Origin of the sequence: Caulobacter sp. NIBR2454 (genome assembly GCF_027474405.1) — a bacterium.
GTDB lineage: Bacteria > Pseudomonadota > Alphaproteobacteria > Caulobacterales > Caulobacteraceae > Caulobacter.
Genome location: NZ_CP114871.1, coordinates 1,666,870 through 1,689,741 on the forward strand (window position 1 = coordinate 1,666,870; position 22,872 = coordinate 1,689,741).

The window sequence follows — 22,872 nt, forward strand, 5'->3', positions numbered from 1 at the left end:
TCCCACAGCGGAGCTCCCCATGTCCGACCTCTCGGCCTTTTCGATCACCCAGCGCTGGCCCGCCCGGCATCCCGAGCGTCTTCAGCTCTATTCCTGGCCGACGCCGAACGGCGTAAAGGCCTCGATCATGCTGGAGGAGCTGGGTCTGCCGTACGAGCCGCACGCGGTGGATATCGGCAAGAACGAGACCTGGGGTCCTGAATTCCTGTCCCTCAACCCCAACGGCAAGATCCCCGCGATCATCGATCCCGACGGTCCGGGCGGCAAGCCGCTGGCCCTGTTCGAGTCCGGCGCGATCCTGGTCTATCTGGCCGAGAAGACCGGCAGGCTGATCCCCGCCGACCCGACCGCCCGGTGGGAGACCATTCAGTGGGTGTTCTTCCAGATGGCCGCCATCGGCCCGATGTTCGGCCAGCTGGGCTTCTTCCATAAGTTCGCGGGTCGCGAATATGAAGACAAGCGCCCGCTGCAGCGCTACGTGGCCGAATCCAAGCGCCTGCTGGACGTTCTGGAGACGCGCCTCGAAGGCCGCGACTGGATCATGGGCGAGTACAGCATCGCCGACATCTCGATGATCGGCTGGGTGCGCAACCTGATCACCTTCTACGAGGCGCGCGACCTAGTCGAGTTCGATACCCTCAAGAACGTCCCCGCCTGGCTGGAGCGCGCCCTGGCGCGCCCCGCCGTGCAGCGCGGCCTGAACATCCCCGCCAAACCCTAGGCGGCTTCGGCCGCCGCCTCGATCTTGGCGATGTCGATCTTGATCATCTGCATCATGGCGGCCCCCACCCGGGCGGCCTTGGCCTTGTCCGGGTCGGCCATCAGCTCCATCAGCCGGCGCGGCGTCACCTGCCAGGACAGGCCGAAGCGGTCCTTCAGCCAGCCGCATTGGCTTTCCTCGCCGCCGCCCGACAGCAGCTTCTCCCAGTAATAGTCGACCTCGGCCTGGTCGGCGCAGTCGATCATGAACGAGATCGCCTCGTCGAACTTGAAATGCGGGCCGGCGTTCAGAGCCTGGAAAACCTGGCCGTCCAGCTCGAACTCCACGACCATCACTGAACCGGCGGGGGCCGGCATGCCCTCAGCGTAATAGGACACGTCCCGGATCTTCGAATTGGGGAACACCGAGACGTAGAAATCGGCGGCTTCCTTGGCCTGGGTGTCGAACCACAGGAACGGGGTGATCTTGGGCATGGGGCGTCCTCCTGACCGAGCGATGATCGCTCAACATGGCGTCACTTCAAGGACGCTCGACGCCCGCACGATCCGACAGCCCTCGCGAATTTTCGGCGCGGCTTGATCTTCGCCCCGAATGGCGGAAGGGAAGGGGCATGATCACCATGTACGGCATCAAGAACTGCGACACCGTCGCCAAGGCCCGCAAATGGCTGGACGACAAGGGCGTCGCCTACGCCTTCCACGATTACAAGGCCGCCGGGATCGACCGGCCGCATCTTCAGGCCTGGGTCGACGAGCTCGGCTGGGAGACGGTGCTGAACCGCGCCGGGACCACCTTCCGCAAGCTGCCGGAAGCCGACCGCCAGGACCTGGACGCCGACAAGGCCATCGCCCTGATGCAGGCCCAGCCCTCGATGATCAAGCGCCCCATTCTCGACCTCGGCGACCGCCGCCTGGTGGGCTTCAAACCGGACCTTTATTCGGCGGCCTTCTAGGGGAAAGGCAAGACCGATACTCCCGATACTCCGGGACCCTCGAGGGAGACACTGGAGACATCGCTTATCCGCTACCGCCAAATCCCGCTTAAGCTCCACCCTGGTCAGGCGCCGTTTCCCCAACGGAGCCGCCGCAGCGCGCGATGACGGGCCAAACTTTTTCTCCAGGCCCTGCATCCGGACGCGCCGACGGCGGCGACTACCAGACAAGAACGGCGCGGATGACCGCGTCGGGATGGAGACAAGGACATGGAAGACATCTTCCGCGGATATTGGTGGCTTATCTTCCCGCTCTTCGGCTTCGCCATGGCGGGCTGGGACTCCTGGCTGAAGTACCGCCGCCAGCAATCGACGATCGAGCTGCTGAAGACCTACGCCGCGAAGGGCGATGAGCCGCCGGCCCAGCTTCTCCAGGCGCTCGAGCGGCCGCAGGGCGAGAACGCCGGCGCCGGCAAGAGCCGCGAAGGCCACCTCTATTCGGTGGTGATGTTCGGGGTCATGGCCGCGGGTTTCACCTATGCGGCGGTGACGGACCTGTTCGGGGTCGGTTCGGCCTTCGTGATCGTGGCGGTGGTGATGGCGGCGCTGGCCCTGGCCTCGCTGGTCATCCTGATCGCCACCCGCCCGCGCGGCTGATGACCAACGTCGATGAACACGGGGTGGAGCGACGAGGCGCTGGTGGCTGCGGCCCGCGCCGGCTCGGACGCGGCCTTCATGCGGCTGGTTCAGCGGCACGAGGGCGCGCTCCGCGGCTTCCTGAGGCGAAGCCTGGGGGGATCGGCGGCGGAGGCGGACGATCTGGCGCAGGAGGTCTTTCTCATCGCCTGGAGCAATCTGGGCGGGCTCAAGGACCCGGGGCGGGTGCGGTCCTGGCTGTGCGGCATGGGCTGGCGCAAGGCCCGCGACCGAATGCGGTCCCAGCGACGGGACGCGGCGCGAGACGGAGCCTGGCTGGAGATCGCCGAGGCGACGCCGGGCTTGTCGGCCGAGGACCGGCTGGCCGTGGCCCAGGCCATGGGCGAGCTTTCCGAGGGGCAAAGAGCCTGCGTCACGCTCTGCATGGTCGAGGGCTGGTCGCACGCCGAGGCGGCCGAAGCGCTGGACCTGCCGCTCGGAACGGTGAAATCCTATGTGGACCGGGGCAGGGCTCGCCTGCTCACCGCGCTGGGAGGGCGAGATGGGAAATGACGGCATGACGCCTGAACAGAAGCTCTCGGCCCTGATGTCCGCGGCAGCCAGCCCGGCGCCCAACGGCTACGGCTTCTCGGCGGTCCTGGCCGAACGCATCGCGCGCCGACGGGCGATCTACAGCGTGCTGACCCTGCTTCCTGTCGCTTTGGCGGCGGCGGCGGTCCTGTGGGCGCTGCAGGACGTGCTGGCCGATCGGCTCAGCCTAACGGCGTTCGCGCCCGTGGCGCCGGGCCTGATGGCTCTGGCTCTGGCCCTGGCGACGGCGTTTGGAGGACGCTTCCTGGTCGGCGTGCTCGTCCGGCGCTGAGGCCTGGCCGAGCATGACGAAGGTTTAATGCGGTCCCCTGCATCTGTTGCGGGTCGCCAAAGCCTCTTCCCTACAGAAGGCGGAAGCGACAGGCTCACCGCTGCAAGTCAAAAGGGGTTCTGGTCATGGAAATTCTCATTCCGCTCGCGCCATTCATCATGGTCGTCGCGATCGTCGTCATTCCGAAGTGGCTGAGAAGCCGTGAACGTCAAGAGATGCAGGCCACTATCCGGGCCGCCATCGACAAGGGGCAGGAACTTCCGCCGGAACTCATCGAAGCGATGAGCAAGGATGTGAAGGTCCGTAAGGTTTCGACCGCTCAAAGCGACATCCGCACCGGCATTATTTTGATCGCGGTCGGCGCAGGCATCGCCGCCTTCGGTTGGATGGTCGGCTACGAGGAAAGCGACGCCGTTTACCCGCTGATGGGCATTGGCCTCATTCCTGGCCTGATCGGGATCGCCTACGTCGTTCTGAGCTTCTTCAATCCCAACAAGACCGACCGGATCGAGAAACAGGTCTGACCTGAGATCCAGTTGGGGAGATTGGATCATGGGCAAGACAAGCCCGCCTAATGTCGGGAACCTGCACGATGTCGAGCTCGCCGCGCTTGCGGCGGCCGGGGATCGGCCGGCTTTCGGCGAGCTGGTGCGCCGTCACGGCTCCGCGGTCCGGGCGCTTCTGCGTCGTATGGGCGCGCAAGCCTCGGTGGCCGACGACCTGGCTCAGGACGCCTTTCTGCAGGCTTTCGAGCGGGTTTCGGAGTTCCGCGGGGAGGGGCCGTTCGCGGCCTGGGTCAAGCGGATCGCAGCCCGGCTCTATGTACGTCGTTGGCGCAAGGAGTCTCGCCTTGTAGCCGCCACAGATGAAGGTGAAGCTTCAGAAGGACACGGGGGAGAAGCATTCGTGGCGACACGGATCGATCTCGACGAGGCGCTGCGCGCGCTTCCGGCATCGGAGCGGATGTGCATCTCGCTCTGCTATGGCGCGGGCCTGTCCCACGCCGAAGCGGCCGAGGCGCTCGGAGCCCCCCTGGGTACGGTGAAATCCCATGTCAAACGTGGTTTGGATAAGCTCAGGGGACGCCTGGCTCCACAGGATGGAGCGACGGCGTCCGGGAGGCAGGGTCATGGCTGACCTGGAATTCGAAACCAGGCTGGACCGCATGTTCGCGGACACTCCAGTCTTTGAAGACCGCGAGGCCTTCGCGCGGCAGGTCGTCAATCGCCTGGAGCGCGGTTGGAGCATGCGGCAGTGGGCCATCGGCGTCGCCGGGTTCATCGGCGGCCTGACGGGCGTATGGCAGTTGGTGCGCTCAGGCTTGCTGGTTCGGGCGGAGGACATTCCCTCTGAACCGATGAAGCTGCTGTCGCACCGTGTGATGGAGGCGTCGAGGGCTGGGCTGGAGTTTTCCAGCGTGCCCGTGGGCGGCGAGGTGATGTGGGCTGCGGTCGGTCTTTCCGTCCTGGCCGTCACTTTTGTGGCCATGCGGGCGGTCGGAGAGCTGTAACTCGCGTTTAATCGCCCCGCGGGTGCGTTGCGGGGAGGCTTGCGACGCTATAGGTTCGCGGCCTCTTCAGCGCCCCCGCGGGCGCGTGTGTTTTCGGAGCCCCTGTTCGTGGTCGACGTGTTTGATGAAGTGGAGGAGCAACTTCGCTCTGACCGCTACAAGACCCTTGCTCGCAAGACGGCTCCCTGGGTGGTTGGCGGTCTCGCCATCGCCCTGGCGGGCTCGCTTGGCTACTGGGCCTGGGACAGCCATCGCGGCCGCGTCGCCGCTGAGTCGTCCGAGAAGTACGCCGCTGCGGTCGAATCGTTCGGGGCCAACAACACGGCGGCCGCCACGACCGGCTTCGAAGAGCTGACCAAAAGCGGCGCTCCGGCCTATAAGGCGCTGTCGATGATGCAGCTCGCCGGCCTGAAGCTGGAAGAGGGCAAGACCGCCGAGGCGGTCGCCCTGTTCGACCAGGCCGCCGACGCGGCTCCGAACGAGGCCCTCGCCGACGTCGCCCGCCTCAAATCCGCCTTCGCCCTGCTTGATACGGCCCCCTACGCCGATATCGAGAAGAGGCTCACGCCGTTGACGGAAGAGAAGCGGCCCTACCGGGTCCAGGCCAAGGAAGCCCTGGCGTTCGCCAAGCTTTCGGCCGGCAAGATGACCGAAGCTCGCGCTGATTTTTCCGTCCTGACCCTGCTGGCCGAATCGAGCGACCAGGTTCGCGAGCGCGCTCGCACCGCCATGCAGATGATCGACTCCGGCTCGGCCAAATCGCTGCCGGCCATCGCCAAGGCCGCCGCCAGCGCGACGCCCGCTCCGCCGACCCAGCCCGACGGCATTCCGGCCATGGTTCCGGAGGGCGCCCAATGAAGCGCCGCCTCCTGACCGCCGCCGCCGTCACCCTGGTGGCGCTGGGCGGCCTGTCCGCCTGCTCGACTATCGGTTCGGCCGTCTCGGCCATCAACCCGTTCGACAAGTCCGACGAGAACAAGACGACCGCCAGCCAGGGCGAGCGCATCTCGATCATCGCCTTCGATCAGCGGGTCGAGGCCAACGAAACGCTCAAGGGCGCCGACTTCTACCTGCCCGCCGCCGAACCGCGCGCCGATTGGCCGCTGCCGGGCGGCACGCCCGAGCAGTCGATCGAACACGTCCAGGCCGCTCCGAACTTCCAGGTCGCCTGGCGCAAGGATTTCGGCAAGGGCTCGGACCGGTCGGCCCACGTCACCGCGCCGCCGGTGGCCGCCGAGGGTAAGATCTTCGTCATGGACGGCGAGGCTACGGTCGTTGCGATCGACGCCAAGACCGGGAACGAAATCTGGAGCCGTAACCTGAAGCCCAAGGAGCGGCGTGACCGCGACGGCTTCGGCGGCGGCGTCGCCTATGCGGACGGCAAGCTCTACGTCACATCTGGTTTCCGCTTCGTGGCTCAACTGGACGCCGCCACCGGCGAGGAGGTCTGGAAGCGTGACGTCTCCAACCCCATCCACGGCGCTCCGACCGTGTCGGGCGGTCGTCTGTTCGTGGTCAATATCGACAACGAGCTGCTGACCTTCGACACCGCCACGGGCGCACCGAGCTGGAACTACCAGGCGCTGACCGAGCCGGCTCGCATCCTGTCGGCCTCGTCGCCGGCCATCGCAGGCGACACCATCATCGCGCCGTTCTCGTCGGGTGAACTGGTCGCCCTGCGCACCGGCAATGGCAACGAGGTGTGGAGCGAGGCTCTGTCCCGCGCCAGCCGCACCAACGCCCTGTCGGAAATCCGGGACATCGCCGGCCGCCCGGTCATCTACAAGGGCGACGTGCTGGCGGTCAGCCACTCGGGCGTCTTCTCGGCGACGGACCTGCGCACCGGCCAGCAGCGCTGGAATATCCCGGTCACGGGCATCGGTTCGCCCTGGGGGGCCGGCGACGTGGCCTTCGTGGTCTCCAAGGCCGGTGAGGTCATCTGCGTCGCGCGCGAGACCGGTCAGGTCTACTGGATCCGCAACCTCAACTCGACGGAGGGCTTCAGCAAGCGTCAGCTCAAGAAGCGCAGCAAGAACCCCATCGTCTGGTCCAGCCCGATCCTGGCCTCTGACCGCCTGATCACGGTGTCGAGCCGCGGCGAAGCCGCCGCTCTGAACCCCAAGACCGGCGAAGTGATCTCCACCCTGAAGCTCGGGGCGCCCGCCCTGATCGCTCCAATCGCCGTCGACGGCATGATCTATGTCGTCAGCGACGAAGCCAAACTGATCGCGATCAACTGAGGAAGAGGGCGCCTTTTTGCGCCTTTAACCCAGGTTCGCTAAAACAATCGCGCCCCTCGCATTCCTGCGGGGGGCGCTTGGATTCTGAAATGCCCTTGAAACTCGCCATTGTCGGTCGGCCGAACGTCGGCAAATCGACGCTGTTCAACCGTCTCGCCGGGAAAAAGCTCGCGATCGTCGACGATCAGCCGGGCGTCACGCGCGACCGCCGCTTCGCCGCCGGCCGCCTTGGCGACCTTGACCTGGAATTGATCGACACCGCCGGCTTCGAGGACGTTAAGGACGAGAGCCTGGAGTCGCGCATGCGCGCCCAGACTGAACTGGCCATCGACGAGGCCGACGTCACCTTGTTCGTCTACGACGCGCGCGAGGGGCTGACGGCCGGCGACGAGATTTTCGCCAACCTCCTGCGTCGTCGGAACAGCCCGGTGATCGTCGCGGCCAACAAGGCCGAGGGCAAGGCGGGCGAGGCGGGCATCGCCGAAGGCGTACGCCTGGGCCTGGGCGAGCCTATCGGCATCAGCGGCGAGCACGGCGAGGGCATGTCCGAGCTCTATGCCGCCCTGCTGCCGTTCGAAGTCCAGGACGACGAGCCGATCGACAAGGACAAGCCGATCATGATCGCCGTGGTCGGCCGCCCTAACGCGGGCAAGTCGACCCTGGTCAACGCCCTGATCGGCGAGGATCGCCTGCTGACCGGCCCGGAGGCTGGCATCACCCGCGACGCCATTTCGGTCGACTGGGAGTTCGGCGATCGCAAGCTGCGGCTGGTCGACACCGCCGGCATGCGCCGCAAGGCCCGCATCGACGAGAAGCTGGAAAAGCTGTCGGTTCAGGACTCCATCCGCGCCATCACCTTCGCCGAGGTTGTGCTGCTGGTCATGGACGCCACGCACCCCTTCGAGATCCAGGACCTGCAATTGGCCGACCTGGTGGAGCGGGAAGGGCGAGGTCTGGTCTTCGTCCTCACCAAGTGGGATCTGGTCGAGAACCCGCAATCGCGGCTGAAGGAGTTCATCGAGCACGCCGAGCGCATGCTGCCGCAGGTGCGCGGCACGCCGGTGATCGCGCTGTCGGCCGAGACCGGCCGTGGCCTGGATCGCCTGATGCCGGCCCTGCTCAAGGTCCACATGAACTGGTCGACCAAGGTCAAGACCCGCGACCTGAACGATTGGCTGCAGATGGCCATGCAGAGGCACCCGCCACCCTCGGTCGGCGGTCGTCGCGTCAAGCCCAAGTACATGGCGCAGATCAAGGCGCGCCCGCCGACGTTCGTGCTGTTCTCCACCCGCGCCGACCAGATGCCGGAGCACTATCGCCGCTACTTGGTGAACAGCCTGCGCGAGAGCTTCGACCTGCCGGGGGTGCCGCTGCGCATCACCATCAAGTCGGGCGCGAACCCGTACGCCGAAGGTGAAGCCAAGAGCGGCCCCAAGCCTGTGTCGCGCTACGCCAAGCAGGCTCCCAAGCCGAAGAAGGCTGAGAAGAGCACCTCGGTCGACGCCAACGGCAAGATCGTGAAGATCGGCGGCAAGCCGGTGACGGCCAAGAAGCCGATCGTGCGTGCGCGTTCAGCGCCCAAGGGCCTGACCAGCGCCAAGTCCGGCCGTTCCAAGGGCGCGCGGCCCGGACCGCGCAAGGGCTAGCGGAAGGCTCTAGCGGGCCTTCCATTCCTTGAAGCGGACCACGCCCTCGGGCGGTTCGCGGTCGTGCCGAGCGAGCTCGACGATCAAGGGCGCGATTTCCGAAGGCTCGGGCAGGTCCATAGGATCTTCGCCCGGGAAGGCGAGGGCGCGCATGCGGGTGCGCATGCCGCCCGGATCGACGCAGAGGGCGCGCACCTGGGTGTGCTCCATCTCGTCGGCATAGGTGGCGACCACGTTCTCCAGCGCCGCCTTGGACGCCGCATAGGCGCCCCAGAAGGCGCGGGGCTGGCTGGCGACGCTGCTGGTCAGGAAGATCGCCCGCGCGCCGTCCGACTTGCGCATCAGGGGGTCCATCGATCGGATCAGGCGCCAGTTGGCGGTCAGGTTGGTGGCCATGATCATGTCCCAACCCTTGGGATCGAGATGACCAACGGGCGTCAGGGCGCCTAGAACGGCGGCGGCCCCGACGATGATGTCGAGCTTGCCGAAGCGCTCGTGCAGCGCCGCGCCCAGGGCGTCGAGCCCTTCGGGGGCCTTCAGTAGGTCGATGGGCACCAGGGTCGCGTGCTCGCCCGTGGCGGCGAAGATGCGGTCATCCAGCGCTTCCAGCGCGCCCTGCGTGCGGCCCAGGGCGATGACGTGAGCGCCGGCCTGGGCCAGGCCGAAGGCGCAAGCCTCGCCGATGCCGCGGGTCGCGCCTGTGACCAGGGCGATGCGCCCCAAGAGAGGTTTGGAATCCATGGGCGGTCTTCTAGACGGCTGCGTCCGTCTTGTCGCGAGCCGCGTAGCGCTGAGCGATCACGGCGCAAGCCATTAGCTGCATCTGGTGGAACAGCATCACGGGCAGGATGACGACCCCGGCCACGGCGGCGGGAAATAGGATGGCGGCCATCGGCGCGCCGGTCACGATGCTCTTCTTGGTGCCGCAGAACACGACGGCGATTTCGTCTTCCTTGTCGAATCCCATCGCCCGGGCGGCAGTGCGCGTGCCCAGCAGGGCAAGGGCCAGGAGGACCGCGCAAAGAAAACCGACGATGATGAGCTCCAGCGCCGTGACCCGGCTCCAGACGCCATCGACGACCGCCTCGCCGAAAGCCGAATAGACCACCAGCAGGATCGAGCCGCGATCCACGAAGCCCAAGATACGCTTGTTCTTCTCGACCCACCCGCCGATCCACGGCTGCAGCAGCTGGCCGGCGATGAACGGCGCCAGCAGTTGCAGGGCGATGGCCTCCAGCTGATCCAGCGAGAACCCGCCCTGGGTGTGCAGGACGAGCCCGACAAGCAGCGGTGTGATGAACATGCCCAACAGGTTGGACGCCGAAGCGCTGCACAGGGCGGCGGCGATATTGCCCCGCGCGATGGAGGTGAAGCCAATCGACGACTGCACGGTCGAGGGCAGGCAACACAGGAACAGCAGCCCCATGACCAGCGGCCCCGGCAGGATGCTCTCGGGGATCAGCTTGAAGCTCAGCCCGACCAGCGGGAAAGCCAGGAAGGTGATCGCCAGGATGGTCAGGTGCAGGCGCCAGTGCCCCAGGCCAGCGACCATGGCTTTGCGCGACAGGCGCGCGCCATGCAGGAAGAACAGCAGGGCGATGCCCAGCTTGGCGATGATACCGACCGCATCGGCGGCGACGCCACGCGCCGGCAGCACGGAGGCGAGGGCCACCGTGCCGACCATCATCAGCAGATAGGGATCGAGTCTGAGGCGGGAGAGTATCCCGCCTGCCGCCACCCTTAGGCGCTCACCAGGAACGACAGTTGCCGCTCGGACGCGTTGCTGCGGCCTTCCGCGATCTCGCGGTCCAGCAGGCGGGTGGGGTACTCGCCGGTGAAGTAGTGGTCGGTGAACTGCGGATTCAGCGGATCACGCGCGCCGGCTTCCAGCGCCCAGTACAGGCCGTCGATGGAGAGGAAGCCGAGGCTGTCGACCTCGAGCAACTTGACCATCTCTTCCATGGTCTTGGTGGCGGCCATCAGTTGATCGCGCGACGGCATGTCGATGCCGTAGAAGTCCGGCCACAGGATCGGCGGCGAGGCGCTGCGTAGGTGGACTTCCTTGGCGCCGGCCTCGCGGACCATGCGCACGATCTTCAGCGAGGTGGTGCCTCGGACGATGGAGTCGTCGATCAGCACCACGCGCTTGCCTTCCAGCACCGCGCGGTTGGGGCTGTGCTTCATTCGCACGCCTAATTCGCGCACGCCCTGGGTCGGCTGGATGAAGGTGCGGCCCACGAAGTGGCTGCGGATGATCCCCAGTTCGTAGGGGATGCCGCTTTCCTGGGCGAAGCCGAGGGCGGCAGGCACGCCGCTGTCGGGCACCGGCACGACGACATCGGCTTCGATGGCGCAATCTTGAGCCAATCGGCGGCCCATGCGCTTGCGCACCTCATAGACCGAGCGGCCGTCGACCACGGAGTCGGGGCGGGCGAAGTAGACGTATTCGAAGACGCAGGGACGGGCCTTCTGCGCCGGGAAGGGGCGCAGGGACTGGGTGCCTTTTTCGGAGATGACGACCATCTCCCCATTCTCGATGTCGCGCACGAACTTGGCGCCGATCATGTCGAGGGCGGCGGTTTCGGAAGCCAGCACGGCCTTGCCGTTCAGGTCGCCAAGCACCAGCGGGCGGATACCCAGCGGGTCGCGGACGCCGATCAGCTTCTTGTGGGTGAGGGCGACGAGCGCATAGCCGCCTTCGAGCTGCTGGATCGCGTCGATGAAGCGATCGACGAACTTGGCCTTTCGCGAGCGGGCCAGGAGATGAAGGATCACCTCGCTGTCCGAGGTCGACTGGAAGATGGCGCCGTCGCTGACCAGGCGTTCACGCAGGTGCAGGAAGTTGGTCAGATTACCGTTGTGGGCCAGGGCGACACCGCCGGCCTGAAGATCGGCGAACAGCGGCTGGACGTTGCGGATGAAGCTGCCGCCAGCCGTGGAGTAACGGGTGTGGCCGATGACGGCGGTGCCTGGCAGGCGGGTGACTAGGTCACTGCCGCCGAAGGCCTCGCCCACATGGCCCATGTGGCGCTCGGTGTGGAAGCGCTGGCCGTCGAAGGCGGCGATGCCGCAGGCTTCCTGACCGCGGTGCTGCAGGGCGTGGAGGCCGAGCGCCGTGATGGCGGCCGCGTCCTGGGTTCCAAAAACCCCGAAGACCCCGCATTCAAGTCGAAGCGCGTCGTCTTCCGGATCGCGTCCCCCGTGCTGGGCGTAAACGTCCGACACGAAGCGGTCAGAGGACTGAGGGTTCATCGGGATTTCTCCACCAGATCATCGACGCTTCGCCGTTGGTCGGCGTCATAGCCTTCATCGCTGGCGCCGTCGCGCACTGCTTTCTCGATGGCGGGAGCCAGCTGCCCGGCCATCTTACCGCCTTTTGGCGCCAAACTCTTCAACACGGCGCCGCTGACCTCCGAGAGGGGCCACATGACCGAGTTGGTCACCCAGCGCGGTGTCCGCTCTTCAGGGGTCGCGGCGTGAAACACCAGGTTGAAGGCGCCAAGAACGACCAACGCCCGGATCAGGCCGAAGCCGACGCCGATCGAGCGGTCGAGCATACCTAGGGACTGGGCAGCATGGATTCGCTGCGTCAAATTGGCGCCGATCAGGCGCAGCAGGATGTAGAGCAGCACGAACACGACGAGCACCGCCGCCGTGGTGCCGGCCCATGCAGGGTCGATAAAGCTGCGGAACACTGGGCCCGTTAAGCGCAGGCCGAAGATCGCCACCGCGCCGGCCACCAGCAAGGCGCCCATGGTCACCAGTTCGCGCATGGCGCCCCGTGCGAACCCAATAGCCCCTGAAACCAGCAGGATCAGGATCGCGATGACGTCGAATGCGGTCACGTGCGGGTCAGCTCCAGGCCTGGTCGCCAATGCGACGGATGGCGTCCGCAAGACGGCTGGCGCCGTTCACGCTGACAGGCGAGACGTCGGGCAGGCCGGCGGCCGGAGTCAGGGCTCGAGCGAAACCCAGCTTCGCGGCTTCTTTCAGCCTCGATTCCATACGGCTCACAGGTCGAACTTCTCCAGACAGGCTGATCTCGCCAAAGACCACGCAGTCCTGCGGCAGGGCCGTCTCCAGCGCCGATGAAGCCAAAGCCGCGGCCGCCGCCAGATCCGCCGCCGGTTCGGTGATCCGAAGCCCGCCGGCGACGTTCAAATAGACGTCACGATCCCCAAATCCAAGCCCGCACCGCGATTCCAGCACGGCCAGAACCATGGCGAGGCGTCCAGAGTCCCATCCCACCACTGCGCGGCGTGGGGTTCCGTATGTGGATGGGGCCACAAGCGCCTGGAATTCCACGAGGACAGGGCGGGATCCTTCGATACCGGCGAACACCGCCGCGCCTGCCGCCCGCTCGCCGCCTTCATTGAGAAACAGGGCGGAGGGATTGCGCACTTCGCGCAGGCCGGCGTCGCCCATCTCGAACACCCCGATCTCGTCGGTCGCGCCAAAACGGTTCTTAGCGCCGCGCAGGATGCGGAAGGGGTAGCCGCGCTCGCCCTCGAAGGAGAGGACGGCGTCGACCATGTGCTCGACCACGCGAGGCCCGGCGATCTGACCGTCCTTGGTCACATGGCCGACCAGGATGATCGCCACGCCCTGCTTCTTGGCCAGCCGCACGAGTTCCCCGGCGCAGGATCGCACTTGGGTGACGGAGCCGGGGCCGGCTTCGTGAGCGTCGCTCCACATCGTCTGGATGGAGTCGATAATAACGAGGTCGAAGCGGTCGCGCTTCAGCCCGTCGAGTATGGGGCGAAGGCCGGTCTCGGCCGCCAGCTTCACCGGGGCTTGGGCCAGGCCCATGCGACCGGCGCGGCCGCGGATTTGCTCGATGGCTTCTTCGCCGCTGATGTAGGCGCAGGACACGCCGCGCAAGGCCGCGCTGGCGCAGACCTGTAGCAGCAAGGTGGATTTGCCGACCCCAGGGTCGCCGCCCAGCAGGATGGCGCTGCCGGGCACCACGCCGCCGCCGCAGACGCGGTCAAACTCGTCCACGCCCGTGGCGATCCGAGGAGGGGCGGGGGTTTCGCTTTCCAGCCCTTCGAAGTTCAGGCCTCGGGCCGACTTGGCGCTCTTGCTCGGCGCCAGGCTGCCGGGCGGGCGGCTCTGGACTTCCTCGACCAGGCTGTTCCAGGCGTTGCAGGCGGGGCACTGACCCGACCACTTGGTCTGGACCGCGCCGCAGGATTGGCAGGCATAGACGGCGCCGTCGCGGGCCATGGACGCTCCTGATTCGTTCCTGCGGAGTGTAGCCCCGCTGTCAGGCCTCGCCGATATAGCGTCGGGTTGCGCGCAAACTAAGGCGCGTCAACAGTTCGTAAGCGCTCACGCCGCCAGCGTGAGCGGCTTCGTCCACGGTTATGTTGGGGCCGACCAGTTCGACCATGTCGCCCGCCGCGACCTCGTCGCAGTCGGTCACGTCGATGGCCATCAAGTCCATGGAAACACGTCCAAGAATTCGCCGCTTCCCATTGGCGAACCACGCGTTTCCGCTTGATGCCGACGTCCGCGGCAGACCGTCGGCATAGCCCGCGGCCAGGATGGCGATGCGGACCGGCCGAACCGCTTTAAAGGTCGCTCCATAGCCGACCGTCTCGCCCGCCGGCACGTCGCGAATCTGCAGGATCGGCGCATGTAGCGTGGCGACCGGCTTGAGCCGCTTGTCGGTCCTGCCGCTGGCCCCCGCGCCGTAAAGGCTGAGACCCGGTCGGACCAGATCAAAGCCATAGGCGACGCCCAGGAATGTCCCGGCCGAGTTGGCCAGACTGCCCTGGGCCGCCGGGAACAGTCCGCGGATGGTGCGAAAGCGTTCCAGCTGCGCCGCGTTCATGGAGCTGGCGGGATCGTCGGCGCACGCCAGGTGACTCATCACGAGCGACACGTCCATCTTGGCCAGCTTCGCGCGGTTCTTGGCCAGGGCGCGGGCGTCTTCCAGCCGCAGACCGAGACGGTTCATGCCGGTATCGACATGCAGAGCCGCCTCAAGCCAGCGCTGGTCGCCATACGATATCCAGGTTTCGACCTGCTGCAGGCTGTTGAGCGCGGGGATGAGTCGCGCCGCCATCAGCCTTGGGCCGTCAGCCGGGGCGGTCATGCCGTCGAGCACATAGATCGAGGCGTCTCGGTCGCCCAGGGCGCGCCGCAGGACCTGTCCCTCTGCCAGACGCGCCACGAAGAAGCTGCGGCAGCCTTCCTTCCACAGGCGCAGGGCGACGGCTTCGGCCCCCATGCCATACGCGTCAGCCTTCACCGCCGCGCCAGTCTCGGCGGCGCCGGCGAAGTGCTTGAGCACCCCGTAGTTATAGGCGAGGGCGTCGAGATCGACGGTGAGGGTCGTTTCGGTCACGAAGCGTGGCTTAGCACTACTCGTCGCTGCCGCGCGACTGGTGGAAGTAGTGGTCGCGCGCCAAGTTGCCGAAGCGGGTGGTGTCGGAGTTGAAGGACAGCTTCACCGTGCCGATCGGACCGTGACGCTGCTTGGCGATGATCACCTCGGCCAGGCCCTGGAGCTTGTCCAGATCCTCCTGCCACTGCAGGTGCTCGGGCGTGCCTTCGCGGGGCTCGGCCCGGCCGACATAGTAGGACTCCCGATAGACGAACCACACCATGTCGGCGTCCTGCTCGATCGAGCCCGATTCACGAAGGTCGGATAGCTGCGGTCGCTTGTCCTCGCGCTGCTCGACCTGACGCGATAGCTGCGAGAGGGCGATGACAGGAACACTAAGTTCCTTAGCCAAGGCCTTGAGTCCCATGGTGATCTGGCTGACTTCCTGAACGCGATTGGCATTGGCGCCCAGGTCGGAGCCGGTGACCAATTGCAGGTAGTCGACGATGATCAGATCAAGACCGACCTGACGTTTGAGACGGCGTGCGCGCGCCGTCAGCTTGGCGATGGACAGGCCGCCGGTGGCGTCGATGTAGAGCGGCGCTTCCTGAATCTCCATGGCCGCATCGCGGACGCGGCCGAACTCCGACGCGTCGATTTCACCCTTACGCAGGCGGTCGCCGGACACGCCCGACGCGTCGGCCAGCATACGCAGAGCCAACTGCTCGGACGACATTTCGAGGGAGTAGAAGGCGACGACGCCGCCATTGACGGTCTTCTTGGTGCCGTCCGGTTGCGGCTCCCAGGCATAGGCCTTGGCGACGTTGAAGGCGATGTTGGTGGCCAGCGCCGTCTTACCCATTGAGGGACGGCCGGCGAGGATGATCAAGTCCGACGGGTGCAGACCGCCGACCTTGGAATCCAGGTCGATCAAGCCGGACGACACGCCGGCCAGCCCGCCGTCGCGGCTGTAGGCTTCTGCCGTCATCTCCACTGCGCCGCGCAGGGCGTCGGAGAAGGACACAAAGCCCGTGGACGGACCGCCGCTTTCGGCCAGGCCATAGAGCTGCTGTTCAGCCTTTTCGATCTGCTCGCGGGCGGCAAGGTCGGCGTCCGCCGTGGCCGCATGGGCGATGTCGCCGCCAATGCGGATCAGGTCGCGGCGCAGGGCCAGATCGTAGATGACACGGGCGTAGTCCGACGCGTTGGCGGCCGGCGGCGCACGGTCCACCAGATCGGCGAGGTAGCGCACGCCACCCAGTTCCTGGAACGCCGGGTCGTTCTTGAACACATCGGCCAGCAGGATCGGATCGGCCAACTGACCCTTGCGAATATGGGTCTCCAGCGACTGGAACAGGCGCGCGTGGAAGGGCTCGTAGAAGTGAGAGGCGTTGAGCTGGTCGCTCAGCCGCTCATAGGCCGCGTTGTCGTACAGCAACGATCCCAGCAGGGCTTGCTCGGCCTCGATATTAGAAGGGGCCGTGGCCACGACGACATCATTCGTCGGGCGCAGGTCGAGAGCGGGTGCGATGGCCATTTACAGAACTTAACGTAGGGAGGAGGGCGACACATGCCGACATCCTGAGCGATCCACAAGCAATGCTGCGGGCTGTGGATAAAAGGTCGCGCAAACGCTGTCTGAGACGCCTAGATCAGGGGCATGCCCCAGCCCCTAGGTCCTGATTGGTCCCATCGTGTCGCCACAGCGGACGACATCCCCGTCTTGCGCCCGCTCATGGATGCCTCGATCAGGGAACAGTTGAAGGCGTTCCTGACGCCCGAGCAGGTGACGGCCTCGTTCGAGGTGATGGGCCTCGACACCCAATTGATCGCCGACGGCACCTATTATGTCATTGAGCGTGCGGGGCAGGTGGCCGGGTGCGGCGGCTGGAGCCGGCGGGCCACCCTGTTCGGCGGCGACCACAGCGCGGGCCGGGATGCGGCTCTGCTGGACCCGGCCGTTGACGCTGCACGTGTCCGCGCCATGTACACCCACCCCGACTTCGCGCGCCGCGGCGTAGGGCGCTACATCCTGGCGCTGCTTGAAGAAGTGGCGGGGCAGGAGGGTTTCACCCGCTTCCAGCTAGCCGCCACCATGGCTGGCGAGCCGCTGTATCGCGCCTGCGGCTACGAGCAGGTGGAGCGTTTCGAGTCCGTCACCTCGACCGGCGTCGGCGTTCCGCTGGTGCGGATGGAGAAAGTCATCGGAACATAGAAAAAGCCGGACGGTCGCCCGCCCGGCTTTCCCATTGATCGTGCGCCGCCGCCTTAGAAGGTCGCGGTGAACTTGGCGTAGTAGAAGCCGCCCTGCCAATCGACCAGGGTGTCGGAGCGATAGATGCGGCCGTTGGTGCCGGATTCGCCCGTCGCGTCGGGGTCCGGATACTTGTCGAAGATGTTCCGACCGCCCAGCGTCAGCCGGTAGTTTTCGGTGACGTCGTAGCTGATCTCGGTGTCGAACTGCACGACCGGGTCCCACTCCTGGACGATCGGCAGGGCGACGCTGAACTGGTTCTTGTAGGGACCCCAGACGTTGGCGCGGCCCATCAGGGTGAACTTGCCGATGTCGTGGGTGGCCGTGACTGCCCCGCGCCAACGCACGGTGCCGTTCTCGTAGTCGTGGACATATTCCCGGTCGAAGAAGGCCGCGACCTTGTCCACCTTGGGCTTGTTGTAGTTGAAGCTGCCCATCAGGTTCGTGGACTGGCCGTTCTCCCAGTTGAACCGATAGGTCGCCACCACATCGATGCCCCGCGTGGAGCTGTCGAATGCGTTCTGGAAGAACTGCACCTGGCCGATGGTGTCGGCGCCGGGTACGCCAGCCGCGATCAGTTGGGTGCGGATCGCTGGGGTCACGGTGATCGGAGTCACCGCGTAGAACATGTCCTTGATCTTGATGTAGTAGGCGTCGACCGTCAGGCTCAGACCGTCGAACAGGGTGGCGGTGAAGCCCAGCGAGAAGTTGGTCGACTTTTCAGGGCCAAGCTCCTCGGCGCCCAGGAACTGCGAGACCGCATTGCTGGCCGGGAAGAGACCCGATGCGATGGTCAGGCCGTTCTCGACGCGCGTGGACACGTTGGTCGTGAACAGCTGACCCGGCGTCGGCGCCCGGAAGCCCGAGCCCACCGAACCGCGAAGACCGAAGGTCGGCGTGATCTTGAACATCGCCGCCAGCTTGCCGTCGAGGGTCGAGCCGAAGTCCGAGAAGTCCTCCGCGCGGACCGAAGCCTGCACGAACAGTTGCTCGGTCAGGTCGGTCGAGGCGTCCACATAGACGCCATAAGAGTCACGCGACAGCTTGCCCGAATAGTCAGGCGAGTAGCCGGGGAAGCCATTCGAGCCGACAGCCAGGGACGTATAGACCGGGTCCGAAGCCGAGGCGCAGTTGATGCCGGCGGTCTGCGGTGCGGTGGGGCGCAACGTACGCTGGCTGACCGTCGCCTCGTTCGTGCAGAAGTCATACGGGTCGGCCGTCGACCAGCGTCCGGCCTCATAGGACGGCACGTCGCCGGTGATGATCTTGTAGGTTTCCTTGCGGTATTCGCCGCCGAAGGCGACCGTCACCGGCTCCGGCGTGAAGCCGCCAAGCTCATAGACGAAGTCGGCGTTGACCGCGGCTTCCTCGGAGATCAGGTCGCCGGGATGGAACTCTTCGGGCGATGCCGGACCCATCGACGGGTTCATGGTGTCGGTGAGCTTGTAGGCGATCTTGTTGTACCCGAAGCGTCCGCTGAGATCGTAGGACAATTTGTCGGTGATATCGCCCTTCCAGCCGCCGGTGAGGCTGTAGTCGGTCACATCGCCGAAGAACTGCGGGGTGAAGCCGCCCGGCCAGTAAGTGGCGAAGCGGAAGATTGAGCCGTCCTGCAGACGGATCGGGTTGTCGAGCTGGGCCTGGCCCATGGCCGGGAAGCGGTAGTTGAAGTCTTCCTTGGCATGGCTCTTGGAATAGTTGGCGAAGGCGTAGAGCTTGGAGCCGTTGCCGAGTTCCAGCCCGGTGTTGAGGAAGGCGCGGAAGGCCTCGCTTTCAGGCTGGCCCCACTTCTGGACGACCGGGCGTTTGACGTTGGCGGCGAAGACCGGGTTGGTGGCCGCGTAGGTGTCCACGCAGAAGCCATTGGCCACGTTTGGAATGCCGACATTGCAGTACTGGCGACCGCGCGAGGTGGGCTGGTCGGTGGTGTATTCGAAGGACAGATTGGCGAAGCCGTTTTCGGTCAACGGCATGCCGATGTTGCCCGAGACCAGGATGCCTTCGCCGTCCTTTTCATAAAACTGGCCGGCCTGGGCGATCAGCGAGCCCCCTTCGGCGTCGTCCTTCAGGATGAAGTTGATGACGCCGGCGATGGCGTCAGAACCGTACTGGGCGCCAGCGCCGTCGCGCAGCACTTCCACGGATTTCAGGGCGGTGGACGGAATGGTCGCGGCGTCGGCGGCTTGGGAGCCGTCGCCGCCGATGGTCACCAGCGCGGCGCGATGGCGGCGTTTGGAGTTGATCAGCATCAGGGTCTTGTCGGTGGACAGACCACGCAGCGACGCTGGGCGAATGAAGGTCGCGCCGTCGGAGATTGGCTGACGCGCCAAGGTGTAGGACGGCACTAGGGTTTTCAGGACATCGTTGGTGTCGGTAAAGCCGGTGGCCTTGATGTCTTCGGCGCTGAAGGAGTCGATTGGGACGGGCGAGTCCTGGACGGTCCGCGGCTTCCCGCGCGAACCGGTGACGACGACTTCTTCGATGATGTCGGTTTGAGCCATTGCGGCCGATCCCATCAGGACAGCAGCCGTCGAAATGCCGGCCAGCAGGCCGACACGAAGCATTGAATTTCTCACTATAAACCCCCTCTGCTCTTGCAGTTTCACGCACGCTTGCGGGGCTTCGGCGCGGCGTTTGCCGTGCGGACCTCGAAACCCCAAAACCCTACTGGGCCCTCGACGTCTGCGCGTCGTGGAGCGGTACGAACACTTCCTGGAACAGGTCCCGCGGCTGCAGCAGCGGGGGTACGCCTCCCGAGGGTCAGGAGAACATGAGCCGCAAAGGGTGGAAGGTTTTCCGCAGCGTCAGCGATGCGGAAAGCGTCACAAAGACTGCGATAGCGACGTTTTTCAGCACGCCGTGAATGGGGTGCGCATCATTCCTAGGCAGCCAGCTTTCCCTTGCAGGCTCCCGGAAACGAAAAACGGCGCGGACATGGCCCGCGCCGTTCTCGGTTTTTGCTAGCTGACGCAGCAGTTAGGCGTATTCGCCTTCCTGTTGGCCGGCGCCGCCTTCGAGCAGGTCTTGAGCGGCTTCAGCGTCGGCCGCGCGTTCCTCTTCGAATTGCGAGGCGATGACGTTCTCGCCGCGCTCTTGGCGATCGGCTTCGTCCTGGCTGCGCGCGATGTTCAGCTTCACGGTGATGGTGACTTCCGCATGGAGCTTCACCTTCACTTCGTGAACGCCGAGCGTCTTGATCGGCTTGTCCAGCACGACCATCGAGCGTTCGATCTTGCCGCCGTTGGCGTTGACCACGTCAGCGACGTCACGGCCAGCGACCGAGCCGTACAGCTGACCGGTTTCACCGGCCGAGCGGATCATCACGTACGACGTGCCGTCCAGCGCTTCACCAGCCTTGGAGGCGGTTTCACGGTTGGCGACGTTGCGCTTTTCGATCTCAGCGCGCTGGGCGTCGAAGATCTTCTGGTTGGCGGACGTGGCGCGCAGAGCCTTGTGACGCGGCAGCAGGAAGTTACGGGCGTAGCCGTCCTTCACGGTGACCGTGTCGCCGAGGCCACCCCAGCCTTCAACGCGTTCGAGCAGAATGACTTTCATCGTGGCGTCTCCCTTACTTCACGACGTAGGGGAGCAGAGCCAGGAAGCGGGCGCGCTTGATGGCCTTGGCCAGTTCGCGTTGCTTCTTGGCCGACACCGCGGTGATGCGCGACGGCACGATCTTGCCGCGCTCAGAGACGTAGCGCTGCAGGAGCTTGACGTCCTTGTAGTCAATCTTCGGAGCGTTGGCGCCGGAGAACGGGCACACCTTGCGGCGGCGGAAGAACGGGCGACGGGCGCCGCCAGCGGCGGAACCGGCGGCGGCCGTTTCGGGAGCAGTCGTATCGGTCATGATTTCTTTCTCCCTTACGCTGCCGGCGTGTAGTCGTCGCGACGTTCACGGTCGCGGTCACGGCGGGCCAGAACCGGGGACAGTTCCAGGTCGAGTTCCTCGACGCGGACGGTCAGGGTGCGCAGCACGTCTTCGTTGAGCGACAGCTGGCGTTCCATTTCCTTCACCGCCGCCGCCGGAGCGTCGATGGCGAGCAGGGAATAGTGACCCTTGCGGTTCTTCTTGATGCGGTAGGTGAGGTTGCGAAGACCCCAGTACTCGATCTTGGCGATCGAGCCGCCTTGTTCTTCGATGAGAGCCTTGAGCTGATCGTTCAGGGCTTCGGCCTGTTGCGGGGAGATATCCTGCCGCGCAATGACCACGTGTTCGTATAGAGCCATGGTTTCCTTCTTCCGGCTTGGAAAGCGGCGCGTCCGACGGCGGAAGTCCGTCGAAAGCGATGGTTCAGACGCGAGCTGGGGGATGATCCCGATCTCGGCGAACCGAGATCCTGCGAATGACCGCCTTCCGTGAGAGGGCGCGCAATTACACGGCGCACGCCGAATTAGCAAGTTTTCTCGGCCCAGGTGCGGCCCCAGGAGCGCAAAAACGCATCACCCGGGGGAAGGAACGGCGCCAACCGGGACGCCCCCTGACCTTCTGCGCGGATCATGTTAGAGCCGAAATCATGCGTAAGGCCATATGCAGCTTGGGTTTGGGGCTTTCGGCGTCGTTGATCGGCGCCGCCGCCGTCGCCGGCGTCGTGGCGCAAAAGCCCGCCCTGGCCGTTTCCGCCAACAACGGCGATCTGGCCAGCTATTCGGCTGCCTTGCCGCTGGATATGTCCAACGTTCTCGGTGGCGACGACGCTCTGGTGACGGCGCGCGTTGCGGGGGACACGAACCTTGCGACCTATGGCCTGGATTTCCGGGTCACCGAGCGGGCCAGCTACACACAAGACGAAAAGCGCAGCCTGTCTTTCGGCGCCAGCTGGAACGAGACCGAAGCGGCGCTGCGATCGTCCATGGGGCGGCGCATGGGCTTCGGCTTGGCGCCGGCGGCCAACTATCTGCGCTTGTCCATGGACATGAACGCTCTTCGGTCCATGGCTGGCGGCGATACGATGGGGCGCGCCGACATCAGCTCGTCCCTGACCCTTGCCGGCCGGCAGGTCGGTTCTTTGGCGCTGGGTGCGGGAAACCGGGGTGAGGAGCGCGTCGCGGTCAGCCTGACGCGCCCCCTCCACATCCCCGCCGAGTTCACCCTGAGCACGCAGGAACGGCTGGACGGACCTCCCGACCAGCGCGTCGTCCTGCGCCTGCTGAAGGTCGACTGGTAGCTACTTCTTGGCCTTCAGGTCCTGAGCGGCCTTCAGGGTCAGCTTGATGTGATCGACCGGGCTCAGGTCGCTGTGAACGAAGGCGATCTTGCCGTTCTTGCCGATGACATAGGACGTGCGGTCCGAAAGGTCGGGCTTCAAGGCCAGGACGGCGTCATAGGCCTTGATGGTTTCCTTGTTCACGGCCGCAACCGGGAACTTGTCTCGGCAGGCTTCCTTGGAGAACGCCGCCAGACGGTCGGTATTGCCGGCGGTGACGCCGATCAGGGTCGCGCCAGCCTTTGCGAAATCGTCCGCGGCCTCGGCGAACTCGTGCGCCTCAATGGTGCAGCCCTTGGTGAAGGCCGACGGGAAGAAATACAGCACCACCGGCCCCTTCTTCAGAGCTTCAGCCAGGTGGAACTTGAATGGCTTGCCCGCCAGGGCGCCTTCAGCGGTGAAGTCGGGGGCCTTGGCGCCGACGGGGAGGGCGGCATGGGCCGCGCCGTTCAGGCTGATGGCAGCGACGAAGGCGGTCAGGGCGCCGACAATGGTCTTTTTCATCCGAACGTCTCT

At 65.7% G+C, this 22,872-nt stretch carries 26 protein-coding genes; 13 read left to right on the plus strand and 13 right to left on the minus strand.

The window, feature by feature from the left end:
* The first annotated feature begins 19 nt into the window (after positions 1-19).
* Positions 20-721 (plus strand): glutathione S-transferase N-terminal domain-containing protein, encoded by a 702-nt coding sequence (locus O5K31_RS08190; protein ID WP_269716806.1) that lies wholly within the window; start codon positions 20-22, stop codon positions 719-721.
* Here the strand turns inward: O5K31_RS08190 and O5K31_RS08195 are convergent.
* On the minus strand, positions 718-1,194 hold the full coding sequence (locus O5K31_RS08195) for a VOC family protein (RefSeq protein WP_269716807.1): 477 nt from the start codon (positions 1,192-1,194) through the stop codon (positions 718-720). The genes O5K31_RS08190 and O5K31_RS08195 overlap by 4 nt on opposite strands.
* Positions 1,195-1,331: 137 nt before the next feature.
* On the opposite strand from O5K31_RS08195, the gene O5K31_RS08200 reads away from it, so the two are divergent.
* The 10 genes from O5K31_RS08200 to der all read left to right on the plus strand — a co-directional run bounded on the left by O5K31_RS08200 (position 1,332) and on the right by der (position 8,567).
* Positions 1,332-1,673, plus strand: coding sequence for an ArsC family reductase (locus O5K31_RS08200; protein ID WP_269716808.1), 342 nt, complete (start codon positions 1,332-1,334; stop codon positions 1,671-1,673).
* A 249-nt stretch (positions 1,674-1,922) separates the two neighbouring features.
* The gene (locus O5K31_RS08205) at positions 1,923-2,309 is read left to right on the plus strand and encodes a hypothetical protein (RefSeq protein ID WP_269716809.1); all 387 of its coding nucleotides are present in this window, start codon (positions 1,923-1,925) and stop codon (positions 2,307-2,309) included.
* Positions 2,310-2,321: 12 nt separating this feature from the next.
* Positions 2,322-2,861 carry an RNA polymerase sigma factor gene (locus O5K31_RS08210; protein ID WP_269716810.1) on the plus strand — a complete coding sequence of 180 codons (540 nt, stop codon included), beginning with the start codon at positions 2,322-2,324 and terminating at the stop codon, positions 2,859-2,861.
* 4 nt (positions 2,862-2,865) lie between these two features.
* Positions 2,866-3,171 carry a hypothetical protein gene (locus tag O5K31_RS08215; RefSeq protein ID WP_269716811.1) on the plus strand — a complete coding sequence of 102 codons (306 nt, stop codon included), beginning with the start codon at positions 2,866-2,868 and terminating at the stop codon, positions 3,169-3,171.
* A 125-nt stretch (positions 3,172-3,296) separates the two neighbouring features.
* Entirely contained in the window at positions 3,297-3,695 is a 399-nt protein-coding gene (locus O5K31_RS08220; protein ID WP_269716812.1) for a DUF6249 domain-containing protein, read from the plus strand.
* Positions 3,696-3,723: 28 nt separating this feature from the next.
* Positions 3,724-4,308 (plus strand): RNA polymerase sigma factor, encoded by a 585-nt coding sequence (locus O5K31_RS08225; RefSeq protein WP_269716813.1) that lies wholly within the window; start codon positions 3,724-3,726, stop codon positions 4,306-4,308.
* Complete coding sequence (locus tag O5K31_RS08230) at positions 4,301-4,681, plus strand: hypothetical protein (protein WP_269716814.1); 381 nt, start codon at positions 4,301-4,303, stop codon at positions 4,679-4,681. The genes O5K31_RS08225 and O5K31_RS08230 overlap by 8 nt, the downstream gene beginning before the upstream one ends.
* A gap of 108 nt (positions 4,682-4,789) precedes the next feature.
* Complete coding sequence (locus O5K31_RS08235; RefSeq protein ID WP_269716815.1) at positions 4,790-5,539, plus strand: tetratricopeptide repeat protein; 750 nt, start codon at positions 4,790-4,792, stop codon at positions 5,537-5,539.
* Positions 5,536-6,921: an outer membrane protein assembly factor BamB family protein gene (locus O5K31_RS08240; RefSeq protein ID WP_269716816.1), complete on the plus strand. Its 1,386-nt coding sequence runs from the start codon at positions 5,536-5,538 to the stop codon at positions 6,919-6,921. The genes O5K31_RS08235 and O5K31_RS08240 overlap by 4 nt, the downstream gene beginning before the upstream one ends.
* 89 nt (positions 6,922-7,010) lie before the next feature.
* Entirely contained in the window at positions 7,011-8,567 is a 1,557-nt protein-coding gene (der, locus tag O5K31_RS08245; protein WP_269716817.1) for a ribosome biogenesis GTPase Der, read from the plus strand.
* Between the two features lie 9 nt (positions 8,568-8,576).
* Here der and O5K31_RS08250 read toward each other — a convergent pair whose 3' ends face one another.
* Genes O5K31_RS08250 through O5K31_RS08280 form a run of 7 tightly spaced genes read right to left on the minus strand, consistent with a single transcriptional unit; the run spans position 8,577 to position 16,435 of the window.
* A complete protein-coding gene (locus O5K31_RS08250; RefSeq protein ID WP_269716818.1) occupies positions 8,577-9,308 on the minus strand; it encodes an SDR family NAD(P)-dependent oxidoreductase in 732 nt (243 codons plus the stop codon).
* 10 nt (positions 9,309-9,318) lie between these two features.
* Complete coding sequence (locus O5K31_RS08255; RefSeq protein ID WP_442867768.1) at positions 9,319-10,305, minus strand: bile acid:sodium symporter family protein; 987 nt, start codon at positions 10,303-10,305, stop codon at positions 9,319-9,321.
* 2 nt (positions 10,306-10,307) lie between these two features.
* On the minus strand, positions 10,308-11,819 hold the full coding sequence (gene purF / locus O5K31_RS08260) for an amidophosphoribosyltransferase (RefSeq protein ID WP_269716819.1): 1,512 nt from the start codon (positions 11,817-11,819) through the stop codon (positions 10,308-10,310).
* Positions 11,816-12,412, minus strand: coding sequence for a CvpA family protein (locus tag O5K31_RS08265; RefSeq protein ID WP_269716820.1), 597 nt, complete (start codon positions 12,410-12,412; stop codon positions 11,816-11,818). Before O5K31_RS08265 ends, purF begins: the two co-directional genes overlap by 4 nt.
* Positions 12,413-12,419: 7 nt before the next feature.
* Positions 12,420-13,793 (minus strand): DNA repair protein RadA, encoded by a 1,374-nt coding sequence (gene radA / locus O5K31_RS08270; protein WP_269716821.1) that lies wholly within the window; start codon positions 13,791-13,793, stop codon positions 12,420-12,422.
* 40 nt (positions 13,794-13,833) lie between these two features.
* Complete coding sequence (alr, locus tag O5K31_RS08275; protein ID WP_269716822.1) at positions 13,834-14,919, minus strand: alanine racemase; 1,086 nt, start codon at positions 14,917-14,919, stop codon at positions 13,834-13,836.
* Positions 14,920-14,935: 16 nt separating this feature from the next.
* Positions 14,936-16,435 (minus strand): replicative DNA helicase, encoded by a 1,500-nt coding sequence (locus tag O5K31_RS08280; RefSeq protein WP_269716823.1) that lies wholly within the window; start codon positions 16,433-16,435, stop codon positions 14,936-14,938.
* Positions 16,436-16,633: 198 nt separating this feature from the next.
* Between O5K31_RS08280 and O5K31_RS08285 the strand changes: the two genes are divergently transcribed.
* Entirely contained in the window at positions 16,634-17,113 is a 480-nt protein-coding gene (locus O5K31_RS08285) for a GNAT family N-acetyltransferase (RefSeq protein ID WP_269716824.1), read from the plus strand.
* 53 nt (positions 17,114-17,166) lie between these two features.
* On the opposite strand, the gene O5K31_RS08290 is transcribed toward O5K31_RS08285, so the two are convergent.
* From O5K31_RS08290 to rpsF, 4 genes are all read right to left on the minus strand, one after another.
* Positions 17,167-19,716, minus strand: coding sequence for a TonB-dependent receptor plug domain-containing protein (locus O5K31_RS08290; RefSeq protein WP_269716825.1), 2,550 nt, complete (start codon positions 19,714-19,716; stop codon positions 17,167-17,169).
* Positions 19,717-20,128: 412 nt separating this feature from the next.
* The gene (rplI, locus tag O5K31_RS08295; protein WP_269716826.1) at positions 20,129-20,707 is read right to left on the minus strand and encodes a 50S ribosomal protein L9; all 579 of its coding nucleotides are present in this window, start codon (positions 20,705-20,707) and stop codon (positions 20,129-20,131) included.
* 13 nt (positions 20,708-20,720) lie between these two features.
* Positions 20,721-20,999 (minus strand): 30S ribosomal protein S18, encoded by a 279-nt coding sequence (gene rpsR / locus O5K31_RS08300; RefSeq protein WP_269716827.1) that lies wholly within the window; start codon positions 20,997-20,999, stop codon positions 20,721-20,723.
* Positions 21,000-21,013: 14 nt separating this feature from the next.
* Positions 21,014-21,379, minus strand: coding sequence for a 30S ribosomal protein S6 (gene rpsF / locus O5K31_RS08305; protein WP_269716828.1), 366 nt, complete (start codon positions 21,377-21,379; stop codon positions 21,014-21,016).
* Positions 21,380-21,666: 287 nt separating this feature from the next.
* On the opposite strand from rpsF, the gene O5K31_RS08310 reads away from it, so the two are divergent.
* Positions 21,667-22,317 carry a hypothetical protein gene (locus O5K31_RS08310; RefSeq protein WP_269716829.1) on the plus strand — a complete coding sequence of 217 codons (651 nt, stop codon included), beginning with the start codon at positions 21,667-21,669 and terminating at the stop codon, positions 22,315-22,317.
* On the opposite strand, the gene O5K31_RS08315 is transcribed toward O5K31_RS08310, so the two are convergent.
* Positions 22,318-22,860, minus strand: a complete 543-nt coding sequence (locus O5K31_RS08315; protein WP_269716830.1) for a peroxiredoxin — start codon at positions 22,858-22,860, stop codon at positions 22,318-22,320.
* Between the last annotated feature and the right edge of the window lie 12 nt (positions 22,861-22,872).

Bases quoted from the DNA above. Each gene is read 5' to 3' on its own strand.
- O5K31_RS08190 (WP_269716806.1), top strand. From the start codon at position 20: ATGTCCGACCTCTCGGCCTTTTCGATCACCCAGCGCTGGCCCGCCCGG.
- O5K31_RS08195 (WP_269716807.1), bottom strand. From the start codon at position 1,194: ATGCCCAAGATCACCCCGTTCCTGTGGTTCGACACCCAGGCCAAGGAA.
- O5K31_RS08200 (WP_269716808.1), top strand. From the start codon at position 1,332: ATGATCACCATGTACGGCATCAAGAACTGCGACACCGTCGCCAAGGCC.
- O5K31_RS08205 (WP_269716809.1), top strand. From the start codon at position 1,923: ATGGAAGACATCTTCCGCGGATATTGGTGGCTTATCTTCCCGCTCTTC.
- O5K31_RS08210 (WP_269716810.1), top strand. From the start codon at position 2,322: ATGAACACGGGGTGGAGCGACGAGGCGCTGGTGGCTGCGGCCCGCGCC.
- O5K31_RS08215 (WP_269716811.1), top strand. From the start codon at position 2,866: ATGACGCCTGAACAGAAGCTCTCGGCCCTGATGTCCGCGGCAGCCAGC.
- O5K31_RS08220 (WP_269716812.1), top strand. From the start codon at position 3,297: ATGGAAATTCTCATTCCGCTCGCGCCATTCATCATGGTCGTCGCGATC.
- O5K31_RS08225 (WP_269716813.1), top strand. From the start codon at position 3,724: ATGGGCAAGACAAGCCCGCCTAATGTCGGGAACCTGCACGATGTCGAG.
- O5K31_RS08230 (WP_269716814.1), top strand. From the start codon at position 4,301: ATGGCTGACCTGGAATTCGAAACCAGGCTGGACCGCATGTTCGCGGAC.
- O5K31_RS08240 (WP_269716816.1), top strand. From the start codon at position 5,536: ATGAAGCGCCGCCTCCTGACCGCCGCCGCCGTCACCCTGGTGGCGCTG.
- der (WP_269716817.1), top strand. From the start codon at position 7,011: ATGCCCTTGAAACTCGCCATTGTCGGTCGGCCGAACGTCGGCAAATCG.
- O5K31_RS08250 (WP_269716818.1), bottom strand. From the start codon at position 9,308: ATGGATTCCAAACCTCTCTTGGGGCGCATCGCCCTGGTCACAGGCGCG.
- purF (WP_269716819.1), bottom strand. From the start codon at position 11,819: ATGAACCCTCAGTCCTCTGACCGCTTCGTGTCGGACGTTTACGCCCAG.
- radA (WP_269716821.1), bottom strand. From the start codon at position 13,793: ATGGCCCGCGACGGCGCCGTCTATGCCTGCCAATCCTGCGGCGCGGTC.
- O5K31_RS08280 (WP_269716823.1), bottom strand. From the start codon at position 16,435: ATGGCCATCGCACCCGCTCTCGACCTGCGCCCGACGAATGATGTCGTC.
- O5K31_RS08285 (WP_269716824.1), top strand. From the start codon at position 16,634: ATGGATGCCTCGATCAGGGAACAGTTGAAGGCGTTCCTGACGCCCGAG.
- O5K31_RS08290 (WP_269716825.1), bottom strand. From the start codon at position 19,716: ATGCTTCGTGTCGGCCTGCTGGCCGGCATTTCGACGGCTGCTGTCCTG.
- rplI (WP_269716826.1), bottom strand. From the start codon at position 20,707: ATGAAAGTCATTCTGCTCGAACGCGTTGAAGGCTGGGGTGGCCTCGGC.
- rpsR (WP_269716827.1), bottom strand. From the start codon at position 20,999: ATGACCGATACGACTGCTCCCGAAACGGCCGCCGCCGGTTCCGCCGCT.
- rpsF (WP_269716828.1), bottom strand. From the start codon at position 21,379: ATGGCTCTATACGAACACGTGGTCATTGCGCGGCAGGATATCTCCCCG.
- O5K31_RS08310 (WP_269716829.1), top strand. From the start codon at position 21,667: ATGCGTAAGGCCATATGCAGCTTGGGTTTGGGGCTTTCGGCGTCGTTG.
- O5K31_RS08315 (WP_269716830.1), bottom strand. From the start codon at position 22,860: ATGAAAAAGACCATTGTCGGCGCCCTGACCGCCTTCGTCGCTGCCATC.